Origin of the sequence: Desulfovibrio legallii (genome assembly GCF_004309735.1) — a bacterium.
GTDB lineage: Bacteria > Desulfobacterota > Desulfovibrionia > Desulfovibrionales > Desulfovibrionaceae > Desulfovibrio > Desulfovibrio legallii.
The window spans coordinates 199,242-215,041 of record NZ_SIXC01000005.1; the positions used below are offsets into that span (position 1 = coordinate 199,242).

Below are 15,800 nucleotides of genomic sequence, written 5' to 3' on the forward strand. Positions count from 1 at the left end.
CGGCGGAGTATGCGCAGGAACCCCTTCCTACGCGCGCAGCAGGCGGGCGGCCTCTTGGGCCATAAGGCTGTGGCCGGCTTCGGATGGGTGCAGGCCGTCACTGTAGAGGGCGGCCAGGGCGGCTGCGGGGTCGGGGGCGGCGGCCGCGTGTTTGGCAAAGTAACGGGCGAAGTCCAGGCAGGAGAGGCCAAAATCGGCGGCCAGCAGGCGCAGCCAGGCGTGCAGGTCTTCGTAGGCTGCGCAGGCCTGGTCCATGTTTACGCTGCGCAGCAGGGGAAAGGTCAGGGGGTGGCGCACGGCGATGGGCACGCCCAGAATGGGCCGCACGCGGGCGTGGAAGCATTGCTGCACCAGGGCGAAAAGGTTGGCCCGCACGGTCCCGGGGCCCGCGCCCAGGGCCAGGTCGTTGAAGCCGCCCATAAGGCACACGGCGTCGGCCTGCGCTGCCAGCACGTCGGTTTGAAACCGGGCCAGCATGCCGCTGGTGGTGTCGCCGTTGATGCCGGCATTGCGCACGTCCAAGCCGGTCATGCTGCCCAGCAACGTGGGCCAGACGCGGGGGCGCGGCACGCCATAGCCGTAAGTCAGGCTGTCGCCCAGGCAGACCAGAATCATGGCAGACTCCTTTGGTTGCTTCAGGCGCGCGAACGAGGCAGCAGCAGGTTGAGGGCAACACCGGTGACGGCGGCCAAGCCGATGCCGCCGAGCTTGAAGCTGCCGATGTTGAACTGCATGCCGCCCACGCCGAAGATGATGACCAGGGCCACGATGATCATGTTGCGGGGCTCCATGAGGTCCTTGCCCGCGCGTACCAGAGTGTTGAGACCCACCACCATGATGGCCCCGAAGAGCAGAATCATGATGCCGCCCATGACCGGCACAGGGATGGCCCCCAGAAAAGCGCCGATTTTGGCCACAAAGGAGAGCAGAACAGCGCAGAGCGCGGCCCAGGTCATGACTGCGGGGTTGAAAACGCGGGTCAGGCCCACGGCGCCGATGACCTCTGCGTAGGTGGTGCAGGGCGGTCCGCCCACCATGCCCGCGGCCATGGTGGCCAGGCCGTCGCCGAACATGGTGGTGTGGATGCCGGGGTCTTTGAGGTAGTCTTTGCCCGTGATGGTGCTGATGGCCACCACGTCGCCAAAGTGCTCAATGACCGGGGCCAGGGTGATGGGCACAATGAACAGGATGGGTTCCAGCGAAAATTCCGGAAACATAAAATGCGGCAGGCGCAGCCAGGGGGCGGCGGTCACCGTGCTCCAGTCGCCCACGCCCAGGATGAGGCAGGCGGCCAGCCCGGCGACGATGCCGCAGAGGATGGGCATGAGCCGCAAAAAGCCTTTGCCCAGCAAGGAAACCAGCACCGTGGCCGCCAGAGAGGTCATGGATATCCAGAGGGCCAGGTTGCCGGGCACGATCTGCTGCGCGCCGTCGCCGGTTTTGCCCAGGGCCATGTTGACGGCCACAGGCGCGAGGATGAGCCCGATGACCATGATGACCGGCCCGGTGACGATGGGTGGCAGCAGGCGCAGCACAAATTCCGTGCCGCGCCAGCGCACCAGGGCGCTGACAATAAAGTAGACAAAGCCGCAGCAGACCAGCGCGCCCAGGGTTTGCGGCATGCCCCAGGTCTGCACGCCGTAGATGATGGGCGCGATAAAAGCGAAGGAAGAGGCCAGGAAGATGGGCACCTTGCCTCTGGTGCAGAGCTGGAAGAGCAGTGTGCCCACGCCCGCCGTGAACAGGGCCACATTGCTGTCCAGGCCGGTGAGGATGGGCACCAGCACCAATGCGCCGAAGGCCACAAAAAGCATTTGCGCGCCCAGCACGCAATCGCGCAGGCGCAGGCGGTAGTCGGTGGGGGCGGGCGCGGGCCGCTGGCCGGGGATAGAGCCGGGGGTGGGGCTGGTCATGGGCGCTCCGGTAGTTATTTGGTGCCGAAAATACGATCCCCGGCGTCGCCGAGGCCGGGGATGATATAGCCGTTTTCGTTCAGGTGGTCGTCCACGGCGGCGGTATAGATGTCCACATCGGGATGCTTGGCTTCCACCTTGGCGATGCCTTCGGGCGCGCAGACCAGGTTGAGGCTGCAGATCTGTCGGCAGCCGTGCTTTTTGAGCAGGTCTATGGCTGCGATGATGGAGCCGCCCGTGGCCAGCATGGGGTCAAGGATGATGGCCAGGCGCTGGTCCAGGTCGCTGGCCAGCTTCACATAGTATTCCACGGGTTCCAGGGTGCTTTCGTTGCGGTACATGCCCACCACGCTGATGCGCGCGCCGGGGATCATGTCCAGTACGCCGTCCATCAGGCCCAGACCCGCCCGCAGGATGGGCACCACCGTGACCTTTTTGCCGGAGATGGCTTCCACGTCCACCGGTCCGGCCCAGCCCTGCACGGTGAGGGTTTCCGTCAGCATGTTTTTGGTGGCTTCGTAAATGAGCAGACGGGCCACTTCGTTGGAAACGGCGCGAAATTCGTGGGTGGAGGTGGACGCCTGCCGCAAGATGCCCAGCTTGTGGCGCACCAGAGGGTGGTTAACAATATGCACAGCCATGAAAGTGCTCCTGCGAATAAGGATAAACATTTGTTTTACAAAGGTAAAATCGAGAAAGCCTAGGCGTTTGAGCGGGTCTTGTCAAGGCTCTGGCGCGGTTCGGCAGGGCCCCTCAGTCGCCAAAAAAAACGCGGGCCTTGGGGGCGCCGCGTTTCGGTCAGATTTTTTTGAGCACATACTCCCGGTTGCCCAGGCCCAAGCTCTGGCCGTAGCTCAATTGCACTTCGCCCCTGGTGTGGGGCCAGCGGGCGACAAAAACGTCCGGAGCGCCGTTGAGAGCGGGATCCAGCCGGGGCGCGGCATTGACCATGTCCAGACAGGCCTGGTCCAGAGCCACCGGGTCGGTGGAGGCCAGCAGGCCCACGTCGGGCACCAGGGGCAGGTCGCTCCAGCCCACGCAGTCGCAGTCCGGGGTCACGTTGAGCACAAAGTTGATGTAACAGACGCGCTTGCCCCGGCCCTTGACCGCGCCGTAGGCGTATTCGGTAAGGCGTTCCATAAAGGGGACCATTTCTGTGGCCCAGTCCAGGCTGATGGCCTTGACCGGGCAGACGGTCATGCATTCAAAGCAGCCGATGCAGCGCGCTTTATCCAGTACGCTTTTTTTGTTGTGCAGGCTCAGGGCCTGCTGCGGACAGACCTTAACGCATTTGCCGCAGCCGATACAGGTTTCGGCCTCCACGCTGACGTGGGTGGCGTGCTGGTCGCGCTTGCCGCGTACGGCCGCGCCGCCCATGGCCAGGTTTTTGATGGCCCCGCCAAAGCCCGCCATTTCGTGCCCCTTGAAGTGCGAGAGCACAACCATGGCTGGCGCGCGGCGGATTTCCGTAGCAATGTGTACGGTTTTGAAGTGCTTGGCGTTGATGCGCACGGGCACGTCGTTTTCGCCGTACAGACCGTCGGCCAGGATGACGGGCGCGCCCGCCACTGCGGAGGTGAAGCCGTGCCGGTAGGCCGTGTTGAGGTGGTCCACGGCATTGTGGCGCGTGCCGGAATAGAGCGTGGTGGTATCGGTAAGGAAGGGTTTGGCCCCGGCTTCCAGCATTTTGTCCACCACCTGGCGCACCAGGGTGGGGTTGAGGTGGGTGTCGTTGCCGTATTCGCCAAAGTGCAGCTTGACGGCGGCCAGATCATTTTTTTTCAGGATTTTTTTCAGGCCCAGAGCGTCGCAGAGGCGGGCCAGCTTGGCCAGCTTGCTGTCCTCGTGGGATCGGGTGCGGGAGGCCGCAAAATAGACTGTAGAGGGCATATTTTTTCTCCCCGAAGTCTTCCGCTGTATTCAACAGCCTGCTGCGCGCTTGCCTGCGCAAGTGCGTCGCACGGCTTCAGTGCGGAACTCCGTGGTGGCTGTGCGCTCCGCGCGGGGCGGAGCAAAAAACAGAAAGCCGTCCGTAAGCCTCCCCACGGGGGCGCGCAAACGGTACCGCGCTCCGGGCAGGACGGACGGCTCAAGAATGCCAAACCTGAGGGCGGAGGTCGAGAAAAAAATCTGGGGTGGCGGCGGCGCGCCGTCAGTGGGGCGCGGTTCCTGCCGGGGGCGTGCTTTCCGGCGGGGTGGCGCTGAGCGGCGGGGGCAGGGGCGTGCTTGCCCCGGCGGCCTGGCCGCTCGCTGCGCTGCCGGGAAGTGCCGGGGGCGTTGCATTTTTTTCCATCCATGCCCTTGATCCAGGGTAAGGCAGGGGCGTCGCTCCGGACGCGGGCGCAGCGGCGGGGCGGCCAGAGTTGGAAGCGTCGGAAGCGGACAGCGCACCGGAAACGGAGGCTGCATTGCGTGCTGGGGCTGCGGCCGGGGCGGCCTTTTCCCCCACGGGCGGCATGAGTGCGGCAGAGCCCACGCCCTTGGGCGCGGCAACACGGGGGACCGTGGCCGGGGCGGCCTTGCGCGCCTGCACTTTTTTGTGACCGTTCCGGTAACGGCGGGGAACGGGCTTGATTTCCGGCGGCGTAAGGCGCAGTTCCGGCACGGCGGCAGGGTCGTCAAAGCGCGCGCCGGCCATACGTATCTGCAGGGGATCCACCAGGGTATTCCAGTACAGGCGCGCGCCGCCCTTGTCGGTCCAGATTCTGGTCAGGTTGGTCTGCCCGGCGGGAGTGCGGGCCGGCGGCAGGGTATAGGCTTCCACCGCAAAAGCGGACGGAGCGGGGCAGACAACCAGGGCCAGCAGTCCGGCCCACAGGGTGCGACAGAGCAGGCGCATGACAAATCCTCCACTAGAGCAGTTTACGAATGAAATGAGTTAATTGCTCTGCAAGGATTTTATTGAAAATCCTTGCCACGAAATGCGAGAAGGCAGGCTTTTGCCTGCCGTAAGCGAGCATTTCAAGTGTTAAATGCTCTAGAGCAGTTATCGAATGAAATGAGCTAACTGCTCTGCAAGGATTTTATTGAAAATCCTTGCCACGAAATGCGAGAAGGCAGGCTTTTGCCTGCCGTAAGCGAGCATTTCAAGTGTTAAATACTCTAGTAGAGCGGATAACCTTTGAGGATACATATTCTCAAAGGTTACGGCACGCTCGTTCCGGCGCTTAATCGCGCAAATACAGTGCGCTTGCGCCTCCACGGCGGGCGTCTGCTTACGCAACCGCCATCCTGATATCGGGCGCACAGGCGCTCGCCACGGCGGTTCCTGCAGCGCCACCGCGCCGCTGCCGTCTGAAAACGCCCTTTCAACTACGCTTATCGGCGTGCGTCCGCAAAACTTGAGGCCTCCCTTGACAGGGGTTCCGGCCGTTGGCACAGTCGATGGGCGTCCGGTTGGCCCGGCACGCGCATTTCAAGGAGCTTTCATGGCTGCTACCGCTCTTATTGCCGCCCCCAAGGCCGCTCTGCCCTGTGTTGTGCTTATCGGCATGGCCGGAGCGGGCAAAACCACCGTAGGCAGCGCGTTGGCCCAGGAACTGGACTGGGCCTTTGTGGACAGCGACCACCTTATTGAAGCCGTCTACGGCGCGCGTCTTCAGGATATCACCGACGCTCTGGGCAAAAGGGCCTTTCTTGATGCCGAAGCCACGGTCGTCTGCGCCATCCGCGCGCAGCGCACAGTCATTGCCACCGGCGGCAGCGTGGTCTACAGGCCGGCGGCCATGGCGCATCTGGCCTCCCTGGGGCCGCTGGTTTTTCTGGACGTACCCTTTCAACTTATTGAAGAGCGCGTGGCCCGCAATCCGGAACGCGGCATCGCCATGAACCCCGGCGAAAGCCTGCGCGATATTTTTGACGAACGCCAGGCCCTCTACAGCCGTTACGCCAGAGTGCACTGCCCGGCCCTTGAGAGCCCCCAGGCCTGCGCCCGCTGGATCCGCGCCAATCTCCCGCCGCACAGCCTGGACCCCAGGGGGTAAGGGAGCTTTTATAAACAAAAGTTCCATTTTTCCCCCCGCTCCTCCATTTTCAAAAAACGTTATCCTTCACGATGAACCATGCGGGGCGTGCCCTGCACTGCGGCAGTGCGCCTTTGCGCCTCCACGGCGGGCGTCTGCTTACGCAGCCGCCAGGGCATGGTAACATTGCAATGCCCTAGTCCTGATCTTTTTCCGCCCCATTGCGGGCGGCACGGCAGGCGTGGGCAAAGTCCGCGGCGTAGAGGCGCGAGGCCGTGCCTTTGCGGCATTCGCCGGGTAGGATCAGAAAAACCGTCTGCCGGGTAAGGTTGTGCCGGGCCACGCAGTGGGCCAGATCCGCCAGCCGGGTCCAGTGCAGTTCTTCTTCGGGCCAGCCCACCAGATGCGCGCAGAGCACGGCTGTTTCCGGCGGGAGGTGGCGCAGCAGCTCTGCCTGCAATGTGCCGGCCTCGCGGGCCGAAAGATAAACGGCCATAGAACTGCCGTGGGCGGCCAGGGCGGCCAGGCTTTCGCGTTCCGGCACGGGGGTGCGGCCCTCCAGCCGGGTAATGATCAGGCTCTGGGTCACTTCCGGCACGGTAAAGGTCACGCCCCCGGCCGCAGCCGCGGCGCAGGCGGCGGTGACGCCGGGGATGACCTTCCAGGGGATGCCCTCGGCCTCCAGCAGCGCGGCCTGTTCGCGCAGCGCGCCGTAAAGAGAGGGGTCGCCCGTGTGCACGCGGGCCACCGTGCCCCCGGCCAGGGCTGTGGCCCGCACCAGGGCGTGGCATTCCTCCAGAGTCAGAGGGGCGGAATCCAGCACTTCCGCTTCGGGCGCGGCGCAGGCTACCACGGCGGGGGGCACCAGGGAGCCCGCGTAGAGCACCAGGGTGGCTTCTTCTATGGCTTTGCGGCCTTTAATGGTGAGCAGTTCCGGGTCGCCGGGGCCGGCGCCCACAAAGGTGACCATGCCGGGCCGGGGGGCCTGGCGCGGGGCTGGGGAGGGTGTGTCTGCAGGGGTGGAGTGCATGTTGTTTCCTTGGATGCGCGCGGGGCGCGGCGTTGCGGCGGCCTTCAGACGGCGCGGACCGGCGCGGGCGCGCCTGGCTCCGGCTTTTGGGCTGCCAGCAGGAAAACGGGATTCATGGCCGCCAGGTGTACGTCACCGCCCAGGGGGCGACCTTCGGCGGCGGCGATCTGTTCAATTTCTACGGGCCAGCCCAGGCGTTCGAAAAAGCGACGGCAGAGGCAGAGGGTCTCCAGCAGCACGCAACTGGCCACTACCCGGCCGCCCACAGGCAGGCGGTGGCAGACGTGGCCCAGGATGTCTTCGCCGTCTTCGCCGGAAAGACCGCCGCCGATAAAGACGCGCTGCGGGTCGGGCAGGGCGGGCAGGCATTCCGGGGCCTCGCCCAGGCGCACGTCCAGAATGGCCACACCGAAGCGGCGGCGGTTTTCCTGGATGCTCATGGCCCGCCCGGCGGAACGTTCCACAGCCACCACCCGACCTTCGTGGGCCAGTACGGCAGCCTCCAGCGCCACAGCCCCGGAGCCTGCGCCAATATCCCAGACCACATGACGCGGCGCAATGCGCAACAGGGCCAGAGCCGCGGCCCGCACGGGCTTTTTGCTGATCAGGCCGCGTTCTACAGCCAGTTCTTCGCTGTTCAGCCCCAGGCAAGGGCGACGCGACGCTTCGCGCGGCGTGAGGATCAGGGTGCAGGCCGGGCCGAAGTTGCGGCCCGCAGCCGCAGCCATGCTCAGATGGTGCACAGCTTCGTCCGGCGCGCCCATGCGCTCAAAAACATGGGCGTCAAACCAGTCTACGCCCCGGTCCAGCAGGTGCCGTGCCAGCACATCGGGGGTAGTGCGCGCGTCTGTGAGCACGCAGAGGGGCGCGTTTTTACCCGCAGCCGCGTTGAGCGGCCCCAGGTCGTCGCGGCCGTGCAGGGAAAGGCAGATGACTTTGTGCCAGGGCAGGGCCAGACGGGCGCAGGCCTGCTGCAAGGAACTGACCGCCGGCAGCAGCCGCACGGCCTCTTCCCCCAGCAGCCGCACCAAGGTGGCCCCGATGCCGAACAACAGCGGGTCGCCGTCCGCCAGCACCAGCACGCGTTCGCCCATGGCGCGCAGCTGACTCAGGCGGGCGAGGACATTTTCCAATGGTGTGGTCAGCGGCAGCAGGCGGGCCGTGAGGACCGGCGGTGGGGCTGCGGCCGCGTCGAGGGAGGGCAGCGCGGCCGCAGCAGCGCCGGAAAGGGGAGTGCCCTGGGGGGCCGCAGCAGCAACGTCCGTGGTTGCCGCGCTGTCGTGTTCACGGTCTGGATGATGGTCCGGCGGGCAGCGCTGTCCTGTCAGTTCCTCCAGCAGGGCCCTGCCGCCGCAGATGACGTCCGCCTCCAAAACCAGGGACCGGGCGTAGGCCGGCAGTCCGGCCAGGTCGCGCGGGCGGCCGCAGTCCAGGCCCAGCACGGTAATGGGCGCGGGGACTGCCGTGGTGGGCTCAAAGATGAACATGGACTGGAGCATCTGGCTCATGGGTGGCCAGTCTTCGGGCTCCGGGGCGGCCGCTGCTGCGGCGGCCGGAGCGTCCGGGGAAGGATGGGGCTCGTCTGCCGGACGGGCTTCGGTGTCGGGAACGGCGCGTTGGGGCCAGGGGTGGGGCAGGTTCCGGCCTGCCCCGTCGGTTACTTTTCCGGACGGGTTTGGCGCCGCATCGACGCTGTCCGTAACAGCAGGCGGGACGGCGGACGCTGCGGACATGTCCACGGCAGTGACGGCTTTGTTCCCGAAAGACGCCGGGGGCGCGTCCGCAGCGTCGGATCGGGGCGGGGCGGCCGGTTCCGGCAGGGGGATTCCGGGCAAGAGGATTTGTTGTTTCATAACGTCACCAGCTCCCGACCGTCGGTATGAAAAAGGTGCAGCCGTACGGGGCGTCCCGCAAAGCCGGCCGCCACACCAGCGGCTTGGGCCGTCACGGCGCGCAGCACGGCGGGGCCTGCAGCCTCGGGCAGCAGCAGTTCCAGGGCCTGGGCCGCCGTGGTGCAGCGGGCCACGGCCTGGGAGCAGGCAGCGCCGTGCTTTCGGCAAAGGGCAGCCAGGGTTTCCAGGTCCAGGTCGGCGCTGCGGGCGTGGGTGTAGGCGTGGCCTTGCGCCAGTTTGAGCAGTTTGCCGAAAAAACAGCCCCAGATAATCTGTATGTTCGGCAAGGCCCCGGCGGCTTTAAGGGAAAAAGCCGCAAAATCCGCCACCTGCACAAAAGCCAGGGCGGGCAGGTGGGGATGCCGGGCCATAAGCAGGCGTTCGGAGCGCCGTCCTGTGCTCAGCCCCACGGCGGGGCAGCCCGTGGCCCGGACTACTTCCAGTCCTTGGGCGATGGTGGCCTTCCAGGCGGCGTGGCTGAACGGCCGCACCGTGCCCTGGGTGCCCAGAATGGAGATGCCCCCCACAATGCCCAGCCGCGAGTTGAAGGTGTGCTCGGCCAGGGCCGCGCCTTGGGGCACGCTGACCAGCACGGTGAGCGGGCGGCGCGCGCCGGGATGGGTCTGCAGGGCGTGGCGCAGGGCCCATTCCATTTGCCGGCGGGGTACGGGGTTGATGGCCGCCGCGCCCACGGGCACGGGCAGGCCGGGCAGGGTAACCCGGCCCACGCCGGGACCGCCGTCAATATGGATGGGCGGGGAGGGGCGATCGGGGCTGCCTGCGGTCTGGCGCGCTTCCGTCGGGTCTTCCGCAGCGTCCGCGCCTTCGATGACGGTGACGGTGATGCGCGCGCCGTGGGTGGCGTCCGGGTCGTCCCCGCCGTCCTTGATCACCACCGCGTGGGCCGCGCGCCCGGCCGGAAGCGGCTGCGGCGGGTCGCACAGTTCGGGGGCGGGACCGGATCCGCAAAAGGCCACGGGCAGCCTGCGCCAGACGTGGGGAACGTCTGTGAGCGCCCCGCCTTCTCCTCCGGCGGGCGAAGGGTTGGCTGGTCGGACATCGGCTGGCGCGGGGGCAAAAGGGGGCAAGGGCACGTCCACCTCGTGAGGGGCATGGCCTTCCCGCAGCAGGCAGAGGGCCGCCAGAGCCGCGCCCGTGGCTGCGCTGCCAGTGGTGAAGCCTTCGCGCAGCACGGTTTTCATGGTTGGGACGCGTCCTCCAGCCAGGCAACGCCTTGCGCCGTAAGCGCCACGGGGCCGTCCACGCCGGCCCAAGGGCCCGCCCAAGGATTTGTCCCTGGGGCGGCTGCGTCCTGCTCAGTGCAGAGGCGCACCCGCAGAACGGATCCGCCGGGCTGGGCCAGGTCAAAAATTCGCACCTCTCCCCGACGGGAGAGGTGCAGCGCCAGCGCCAGCGCCCCGGAGCCGCAGGCGCTTTCCAGAAAGGTGGTGCCTGCGTCCCGCACGTGCACCAAAGGCGTCATGCGCAGGGCCGTTGGCGTGCGTCGCCACCAGACCACGCCGGCGGCGGCTTCCGCATCCAGTCCGTATCGGCGGCGCAGGGCAGCGGCTTCCGTGTGGCAGTCCTGGGGCAAAGGGTGGAGGGTTTCGTCCAGCAGCAGATGGCTGATGCCCGGCAGCCGCGTCAGGCAGACGCCAGGGGCCGCGTCTTCCAGGGGGCAGGGGGGCAGAGGCAGGCGGGCCTCCACCTGCCAGAGGGGGAACGCGCCGCGGATGTGCAGATGCAGGGGGGCGGGCCAGCCGGAAACGTGGAATTCATCCAGCCGGTCTACGAGAACGGACGCGGTCTGGGGCACGGGCGTGCTTTGGGACGGTACATCGACGCGTTGGGCCGCAGCCTCCGTCAGGGCCAGCAAGGCGCCCGCCGCGCGGCTGGCGTTGACGCAGAATTCGCCGCCGGCCATGCGCAGGCGGCGCGCAGGCAGATCCACAAATCCCGCCTGCTCCCCGCCCAGGCAGGCGGGGGTCAGCGCCACGGCGGCCAGCCGGGCCTGGGCGCGCGCGTCAAGCCCGGCGGCGGGAAAGAGCAGGGTGGTGTTGCCGCCGGGGCTCCATTTGGAAAAAGGCAGTGCTGGCATGCGGACAATCCTTGACGCTTGGCGTAAGTATGCCCCATGCACGGCGCGCTGTCCAGCCGGAGGGCCGCCCTGGACAAGCCAGATCCGCCTGCCCGTGCGGCGGCGGCTGGAGCGCCTTTTCCATTTATGCCTTGCGGTTTTTCGCAAAGCCGGGTATGGGAAAAGCAGTTACCGTTCCCAGAAAGCCCTTGGCCGGACGAAGGGCGGTAATGTGGCGGGCATACCGCGATCTGCCGTCGCTGGATGACGGCAATCGACGACACTTTCAACGTTTGGGAGGCACTATGAAATCATTTCGTCTTCTTGTTCTGGCGGCTGCACTTGTGTTGAGCTACGCCGTGGTCGCGGCGGCCGCACCCGCGTGCAATAAAAAAATCGAAAGTTTCGACTTCGTCGTGGACTACTCCGGGTCCATGATGATGAAAAACGCCCAGCTCAAGCAGGATAAAATTGTGGTGGCCAAAAACGTGCTGCAGCGCGTGAACGCGGCCATCCCCGCCCTGAGCTACAACGGCGGCCTGCACACCATTTCGCCCAACGGCACCATCGTGGCTCAGGGCCCCTGGGACCGCGCCGCCATGTCTGCGGGCATCAACAAGCTGCGCAGCGGCTTCCAGATCTTCGGCCGTATGACCAGCATGGGCAACGGACTGCAGGTCTATGAACCCTTCCTTTCCAGCATGAAGCGCGACGCCGCCCTCATTCTGGTGACCGATGGCGACAACAACCGCGGTACCGACCTGGTGGAAGTGGCCCGTCAGCTCTACGCCAGCCAGCGTAACCTGGTGGTGCACATCATCTCCCTGGCCGACACCAAAAACGGCGAAGCCACCATCAAGCAGATTGCCGCTCTGAACCCCAACAGCATCGTGGTGCGCGGCGAAGAGCTGGCCACCAGCGACGCCGCCGTGGAACGCTTTGTGCTGGCCGTGTTCTGCCAGGACGAGGACGTGATCGTGCTGCGTGGCGTGCACTTTGCTTTCAACTCTTACGCTCTTGACGGCAAGGCCATGGGCATCCTTAACGAAGCCGCCGGCCTGATTAAGTCCAACCCCAACAAGCGCGTGATCCTCTCCGGCTGGACCGACTGGATCGGCTCTGACGCTTACAACATGAAGCTCTCGCAGGAGCGCGCCAATTCCGTGAAGAACTACCTGGTGAAGCAGGGCATCCCCGCCAGCCGCATGACTTCCATTGGCCGCGGCAAGTCCTTCAAGTACAACAACAAGACTGATGAAGGCCGCGCCATGAACCGGCGTACCGAAATCTCTTTCGAGTAGCCTTTATCGGCAAAATTATGTGAACTTGCAGTAAAGCCGGGCGGCCTGGGCCGCCCGGCTTTGATGTGAGGAGGTCTGGTACATGCGTAATATGCTGGCTTGTATATTGGCTTTGGGGCTTGCCACCGGCGGTTGCGCCTGGTTTGGCGGCGATACCGACCAAAAAGACGTTCCCCCCGCGCAGCCTCAGGAGCAGACTGCGGCCCCCGCCCCGGCCCCTGACGCCTCGGCGCCGACCAAAGCCGGCAAAAAGGTGGACGCCAAGGCCACCAAGGCCGAGAAGTCCGCCAAAACCGCCAAAGCCAAGGGGGGGAAGAGCGCGCCCAAGAGCGAAGCTCAGATTGCTGCGGAGCTGGATATGGTGGGCAAACGCCTGGCGGCCCAGGCGGCGCGTACGGTGGTGCCTTCCAAGGCGGAAAAGCAGGTGCGTCAGCAGGGTAAGGAATATGTGGCGTCGTATGTGGATGTGGATACCGGCAACGTGAGTACGGAACTGCGCCCCGGCGCCAAAGGCCAGTATGTGGGCTTTGTGCGCTACCACGAAAATGTTTTTGAGTGCCGCGGCAAGTCCAGAAAGGAAGCCCTCACCGCCTCTTGTGATCAGGTCAAGTCCCGGCGGCTTAACGAGCTGATCCGCTACGACGGCAGCTCCTGGCAATATTAGAGCAATTTTTAAACGGAGTTGTTCTGATCGTTATTGCCCGTCAGCCTGGCAATATTTGCAAGGCCCCGGTCGCCCAAGCGGCGGACGGGGCCTTTTGCGTTCCTTCAGAAAAAAAGCGGCAACATGTTTGGGGCCATTGCAGGTGAAGCGTAAGGTGTTTGCGCGTTTAACTACCGAAGTGGGCACAGTAACTTTTTTGAAACGGTGGCCTGCAGTCTGTGCCCGCTATTCCCGCGAACTGTCCGTGCTCAGCAGGGCCACGGCGGCCAGCACCAGCGCGCCGCCCAGCCAGCCCGTCGGGGGAAAGGTTTCGTCCCAGAACAGCCAGACCCAGAGCGTGCCCAGCACGGGTTCCAGGTGACAGGTGACGGCGGCCCGTACCAGGCTGATCTTTTGCAGGCCCTGGCCATAGCAGATGTAAGCAAGGTAGCAGGTTAGCAGGCCCAGAGCGCTCAGCCAGCCCCAGGTTGTCGGGTTGTAGTGAGGCGGCAGCGGCACCCAGGGGGTCAGGGCCAGAATGCCGCCCAGAAGCATAAAGGCGTAGATGGCGGCAGTGCCGTAGCGCGGCTGCCACCAACGATAGAAGGGGTAGTGCGTGGCATAGCACAGGCCCGCCAGCAGGCCGCAGGCAATGCCCGCCGCTGAGGGTTCGCCCGGCAGGCTGCCGCCCGAAAGGCAGACCAGGGCCGTGCCCGCCAGGGCCGCCAGAATGGCCGTGGCCTTGCGGCCCGTGATGCGTTCGCGGAACAGCAGGCGGGAGAAGACCGCCACCCAGACCGGAGCCGTGTACAGCAGCACCACTGCCGTGGCCCCGCCGCTGAGCTTGATGGAATACTGCATGGCCCCGAAAAAGACCCCCACGCCCCAGACGCCGAAGGCCATAAAGGCGAGCGCGTGGAGCGGGCGCACGCGCAGCGCGCCCGTGAGCCCGGCGTGCAGGAAAAACAGGGCGCAGCCGAGCGCCGCCCGCCAGAAGGCCGTTTCCAGCGGGGCCACGCCCGCCTGCAGACAGAATTTGGAAAGCACACCCAGCAGGGACCAGAGCAGGGCCGCCAGCAAAATCCAGATATAGCCGCTCACGGAGCCGCGCATGTGCATGGTGTGGTTTGTCCTCAGGCCCTGACGGGCGATTGCGGGCGCAGGCCCAGGGCCTGCAGAATCACGCCGGCCACGCCGGTCTGCGCCTGCGGCAGGGGCAGAGTTTGCCAGGCCGGGCCCACCAGCCACAAGGGCACGCGGCGGGCTTCTTCAGTCACGTCGTTGTGCGCTCCATCGGCGGTCATGCCGTGGTCGCTGGTGACCAGCACGGCGTAGCCCGCGTCCAGCCACTGCGGCAGCCAGCGGGCCAGCAGACTGTCCACCAGCCGCGCGGCCTGACGGTAGGCCCGGCTGTCCGCACCACGGCAGTGCCCGGCGTAGTCCACGCCCATGCTGTGCGCCAGCAGCAGATCCGGCGCGTGGCGGCGGCAGAGGCAGGCGGCGTCCGCAAACAGCGCCTGGTCCGGGTAGGCGTCCTGGTCGTAAAACAGGCCGTGGCCTATGGGCAGGGCAGGGTCGTCCGTCAGGCGGTGCAGGGCCGGGTCGTAGGGCGTTCCGTTGCAGAGTTCGTGCACCCAGTGGTACGCGGCCGCCGCCGTAACCAGCCCGGCGTCACGGGCCAGAGAAAAAATGGTGGGCGCGGGGCAGGGGGACGGGTCGTCGTTGCGCAGAATGCCGCTCTGCACCGGCGTCAGCCCACTGAACAGCGTGACGTAGAGCGGGCGCGAAAGGGGCGGCAGGGCGCAGTCCAGCTCCGTATAACGGGCTTTGTCCGCTTCTTCCAGGGCGCGCAGCACGGTCAGGCAACGTCGGGCCGTGGCCGCGTTCAGGCCATCCAGCAGAACCAGACAGACGCGGGCCATTACCAGTCCCCCGGTCCGGCCGGACGCGGGCCGAAACCCAGGGCCGGAGCCTCGGCCCGCAACTGTGCGGCCGTAACGCCCCGCACCGGGCGGCTTTCCCTGAGCCAGGCCAGAAAGTCGTAGAGCTTGCGGTAAAGGGCCGTGGCCGCCGCCGTGTCCGGCACGTTGGGCGAAGCGCCGGGCAGCAGCTCCGAAGAGTGCAGAAAGAGGTGCAGCACCCGCCCGCCGCGCCAGGCGTGCAGCCGGACGCAGCCGCGCATGACCGGGGCCGCGTGCCAGACGGGATTGGGACTCAGCGCGCCCCAGAAGTGGAAATTGTCCGTCCGCGCTTTGCCCCGGCCCAGCCAGTGCCACAAGCGCGCTAGGGGCCGGAGGATGGGAATCTGCGTAATGGGGGAGATGAGCAGGGCGTCCCTGGCAGGGCCGTCCGGCGTTGTTGCGGGCTCCGCCCAATAGGGATCCGCCGGGGCCAGAAAGTGGTCCGGCCCGGCATGGTCAAAGACGCGCAGGGGGCAGACGGAGCTGTCCAGGGTAATGCCTTCCGCCGCCAGCAGGGGCCGCAGCACGGCCTTGCAGTCCCAGCGCCCCATGCGAAAGCTGGTCAGCGGCGCGCCCTGAAAGTCGCGTCCGGCCTGCAGCAGGGTGTGCAGGCGCGCCCGCAGCAGGGGCCGGGGCAGGGTGTCCGTGCGCGGGGGCGGGCCGTCGGCAAGGGGGCCTTCGGACAGGGGCGGGGTGCTCCAGTGGTGCAGGTGGGCGGCGATTTCCGCGCCGTAGTGGTCCCGCAGCCAGGCCAGGTGGGGCCGGGCTTCCGCGCTGGCAAAAACCGTATGGGCGCAGAACAGGGTCAAGGGAAAGCCCAGCTCCTGCGTCAGCGGGGCAAGCTCGCGCAGCAGGGCCACGTTGCGCACGCCGCAGCCCGTGGCGGCGTAGCGGCCCGAAAACAGGCCTTCTTCCTCCACGTCCAGGCTGACAATGACGCGCAAGGGGGCGGCAGGGGGGGGCAGTTGGGTCATGGCGGCATATTATGCGCAAGGGGCGCGCAAGGCAATGTCCCTGGGCG

Annotated in this window: 15 protein-coding genes; 3 read left to right on the forward strand and 12 right to left on the reverse strand. The window is 66.3% G+C overall.

All coding sequences use genetic code 11. The features are described from left to right. Window positions 1-27: 27 nt before the first annotated feature. The 5 genes from EB812_RS05565 to EB812_RS05585 all read right to left on the reverse strand — a co-directional run bounded on the left by EB812_RS05565 (window position 28) and on the right by EB812_RS05585 (window position 4,752). Window positions 28-615: a GDSL-type esterase/lipase family protein gene (locus EB812_RS05565; RefSeq protein WP_118230476.1), complete on the reverse strand. Its 588-nt coding sequence runs from the start codon at window positions 613-615 to the stop codon at window positions 28-30. Window positions 616-635: 20 nt separating this feature from the next. Continuing rightward, window positions 636-1,913: a uracil-xanthine permease family protein gene (locus EB812_RS05570; protein ID WP_130957910.1), complete on the reverse strand. Its 1,278-nt coding sequence runs from the start codon at window positions 1,911-1,913 to the stop codon at window positions 636-638. 14 nt (window positions 1,914-1,927) lie between these two features. After that, window positions 1,928-2,554 carry a uracil phosphoribosyltransferase gene (upp, locus tag EB812_RS05575; protein WP_118230474.1) on the reverse strand — a complete coding sequence of 209 codons (627 nt, stop codon included), beginning with the start codon at window positions 2,552-2,554 and terminating at the stop codon, window positions 1,928-1,930. A gap of 157 nt (window positions 2,555-2,711) precedes the next feature. Next, window positions 2,712-3,803, reverse strand: a complete 1,092-nt coding sequence (locus tag EB812_RS05580; protein WP_118230473.1) for a DUF362 domain-containing protein — start codon at window positions 3,801-3,803, stop codon at window positions 2,712-2,714. Between the two features lie 262 nt (window positions 3,804-4,065). Then, entirely contained in the window at window positions 4,066-4,752 is a 687-nt protein-coding gene (locus EB812_RS05585) for a hypothetical protein (RefSeq protein ID WP_118230472.1), read from the reverse strand. Between the two features lie 589 nt (window positions 4,753-5,341). Between EB812_RS05585 and thrB the strand changes: the two genes are divergently transcribed. Beyond that, complete coding sequence (thrB, locus tag EB812_RS05590; protein WP_242621211.1) at window positions 5,342-5,896, forward strand: homoserine kinase; 555 nt, start codon at window positions 5,342-5,344, stop codon at window positions 5,894-5,896. A gap of 175 nt (window positions 5,897-6,071) precedes the next feature. On the opposite strand, the gene cobM is transcribed toward thrB, so the two are convergent. From cobM to EB812_RS05610, 4 genes are read right to left on the reverse strand one after another with little or no spacing between them, the layout of a single operon-like run. Beyond that, on the reverse strand, window positions 6,072-6,905 hold the full coding sequence (gene cobM, locus EB812_RS05595) for a precorrin-4 C(11)-methyltransferase (protein ID WP_130957911.1): 834 nt from the start codon (window positions 6,903-6,905) through the stop codon (window positions 6,072-6,074). Between the two features lie 44 nt (window positions 6,906-6,949). Further along, window positions 6,950-8,758 carry a precorrin-6y C5,15-methyltransferase (decarboxylating) subunit CbiE gene (gene cbiE, locus EB812_RS05600; RefSeq protein ID WP_242621212.1) on the reverse strand — a complete coding sequence of 603 codons (1,809 nt, stop codon included), beginning with the start codon at window positions 8,756-8,758 and terminating at the stop codon, window positions 6,950-6,952. Continuing rightward, window positions 8,755-9,999 carry a cobalt-precorrin-5B (C(1))-methyltransferase CbiD gene (gene cbiD / locus EB812_RS05605; RefSeq protein ID WP_130957912.1) on the reverse strand — a complete coding sequence of 415 codons (1,245 nt, stop codon included), beginning with the start codon at window positions 9,997-9,999 and terminating at the stop codon, window positions 8,755-8,757. The genes cbiE and cbiD overlap by 4 nt, the downstream gene beginning before the upstream one ends. Continuing rightward, window positions 9,996-10,895: a histidine racemase CntK family protein gene (locus tag EB812_RS05610; protein WP_130957913.1), complete on the reverse strand. Its 900-nt coding sequence runs from the start codon at window positions 10,893-10,895 to the stop codon at window positions 9,996-9,998. Before EB812_RS05610 ends, cbiD begins: the two co-directional genes overlap by 4 nt. A gap of 284 nt (window positions 10,896-11,179) precedes the next feature. Here EB812_RS05610 and EB812_RS05615 point away from each other — a divergent pair, with 284 nt between their 5' ends. Further along, entirely contained in the window at window positions 11,180-12,175 is a 996-nt protein-coding gene (locus tag EB812_RS05615; RefSeq protein WP_118230466.1) for an OmpA family protein, read from the forward strand. Between the two features lie 82 nt (window positions 12,176-12,257). After that, window positions 12,258-12,839 (forward strand): translation initiation factor 2, encoded by a 582-nt coding sequence (locus EB812_RS05620; RefSeq protein WP_118230465.1) that lies wholly within the window; start codon window positions 12,258-12,260, stop codon window positions 12,837-12,839. A 225-nt stretch (window positions 12,840-13,064) separates the two neighbouring features. Here the strand turns inward: EB812_RS05620 and EB812_RS05625 are convergent, their stop codons facing one another. Genes EB812_RS05625 through EB812_RS05635 form a run of 3 tightly spaced genes read right to left on the reverse strand, consistent with a single transcriptional unit; the run spans window position 13,065 to window position 15,753 of the window. Next, the gene (locus EB812_RS05625) at window positions 13,065-13,937 is read right to left on the reverse strand and encodes a DMT family transporter (protein WP_118230464.1); all 873 of its coding nucleotides are present in this window, start codon (window positions 13,935-13,937) and stop codon (window positions 13,065-13,067) included. A 14-nt stretch (window positions 13,938-13,951) separates the two neighbouring features. Further along, a complete protein-coding gene (locus EB812_RS05630; protein ID WP_130957914.1) occupies window positions 13,952-14,740 on the reverse strand; it encodes an alkaline phosphatase family protein in 789 nt (262 codons plus the stop codon). Beyond that, entirely contained in the window at window positions 14,740-15,753 is a 1,014-nt protein-coding gene (locus EB812_RS05635) for a polysaccharide deacetylase family protein (RefSeq protein ID WP_118230462.1), read from the reverse strand. The genes EB812_RS05630 and EB812_RS05635 overlap by 1 nt, the downstream gene beginning before the upstream one ends. Window positions 15,754-15,800 lie beyond the last annotated feature (47 nt).

Coding starts and splice junctions, on each gene's coding strand:
- EB812_RS05565 (WP_118230476.1), bottom strand. CDS start 615: ATGATTCTGGTCTGCCTGGGCGACAGCCTGACTTACGGCTATGGCGTG.
- EB812_RS05570 (WP_130957910.1), bottom strand. CDS start 1,913: ATGACCAGCCCCACCCCCGGCTCTATCCCCGGCCAGCGGCCCGCGCCC.
- upp (WP_118230474.1), bottom strand. CDS start 2,554: ATGGCTGTGCATATTGTTAACCACCCTCTGGTGCGCCACAAGCTGGGC.
- EB812_RS05580 (WP_118230473.1), bottom strand. CDS start 3,803: ATGCCCTCTACAGTCTATTTTGCGGCCTCCCGCACCCGATCCCACGAG.
- EB812_RS05585 (WP_118230472.1), bottom strand. CDS start 4,752: ATGCGCCTGCTCTGTCGCACCCTGTGGGCCGGACTGCTGGCCCTGGTT.
- thrB (WP_242621211.1), top strand. CDS start 5,342: ATGGCTGCTACCGCTCTTATTGCCGCCCCCAAGGCCGCTCTGCCCTGT.
- cobM (WP_130957911.1), bottom strand. CDS start 6,905: ATGCACTCCACCCCTGCAGACACACCCTCCCCAGCCCCGCGCCAGGCC.
- cbiE (WP_242621212.1), bottom strand. CDS start 8,758: ATGAAACAACAAATCCTCTTGCCCGGAATCCCCCTGCCGGAACCGGCC.
- cbiD (WP_130957912.1), bottom strand. CDS start 9,999: ATGAAAACCGTGCTGCGCGAAGGCTTCACCACTGGCAGCGCAGCCACG.
- EB812_RS05610 (WP_130957913.1), bottom strand. CDS start 10,895: ATGCCAGCACTGCCTTTTTCCAAATGGAGCCCCGGCGGCAACACCACC.
- EB812_RS05615 (WP_118230466.1), top strand. CDS start 11,180: ATGAAATCATTTCGTCTTCTTGTTCTGGCGGCTGCACTTGTGTTGAGC.
- EB812_RS05620 (WP_118230465.1), top strand. CDS start 12,258: ATGCGTAATATGCTGGCTTGTATATTGGCTTTGGGGCTTGCCACCGGC.
- EB812_RS05625 (WP_118230464.1), bottom strand. CDS start 13,937: ATGCACATGCGCGGCTCCGTGAGCGGCTATATCTGGATTTTGCTGGCG.
- EB812_RS05630 (WP_130957914.1), bottom strand. CDS start 14,740: ATGGCCCGCGTCTGTCTGGTTCTGCTGGATGGCCTGAACGCGGCCACG.
- EB812_RS05635 (WP_118230462.1), bottom strand. CDS start 15,753: ATGACCCAACTGCCCCCCCCTGCCGCCCCCTTGCGCGTCATTGTCAGC.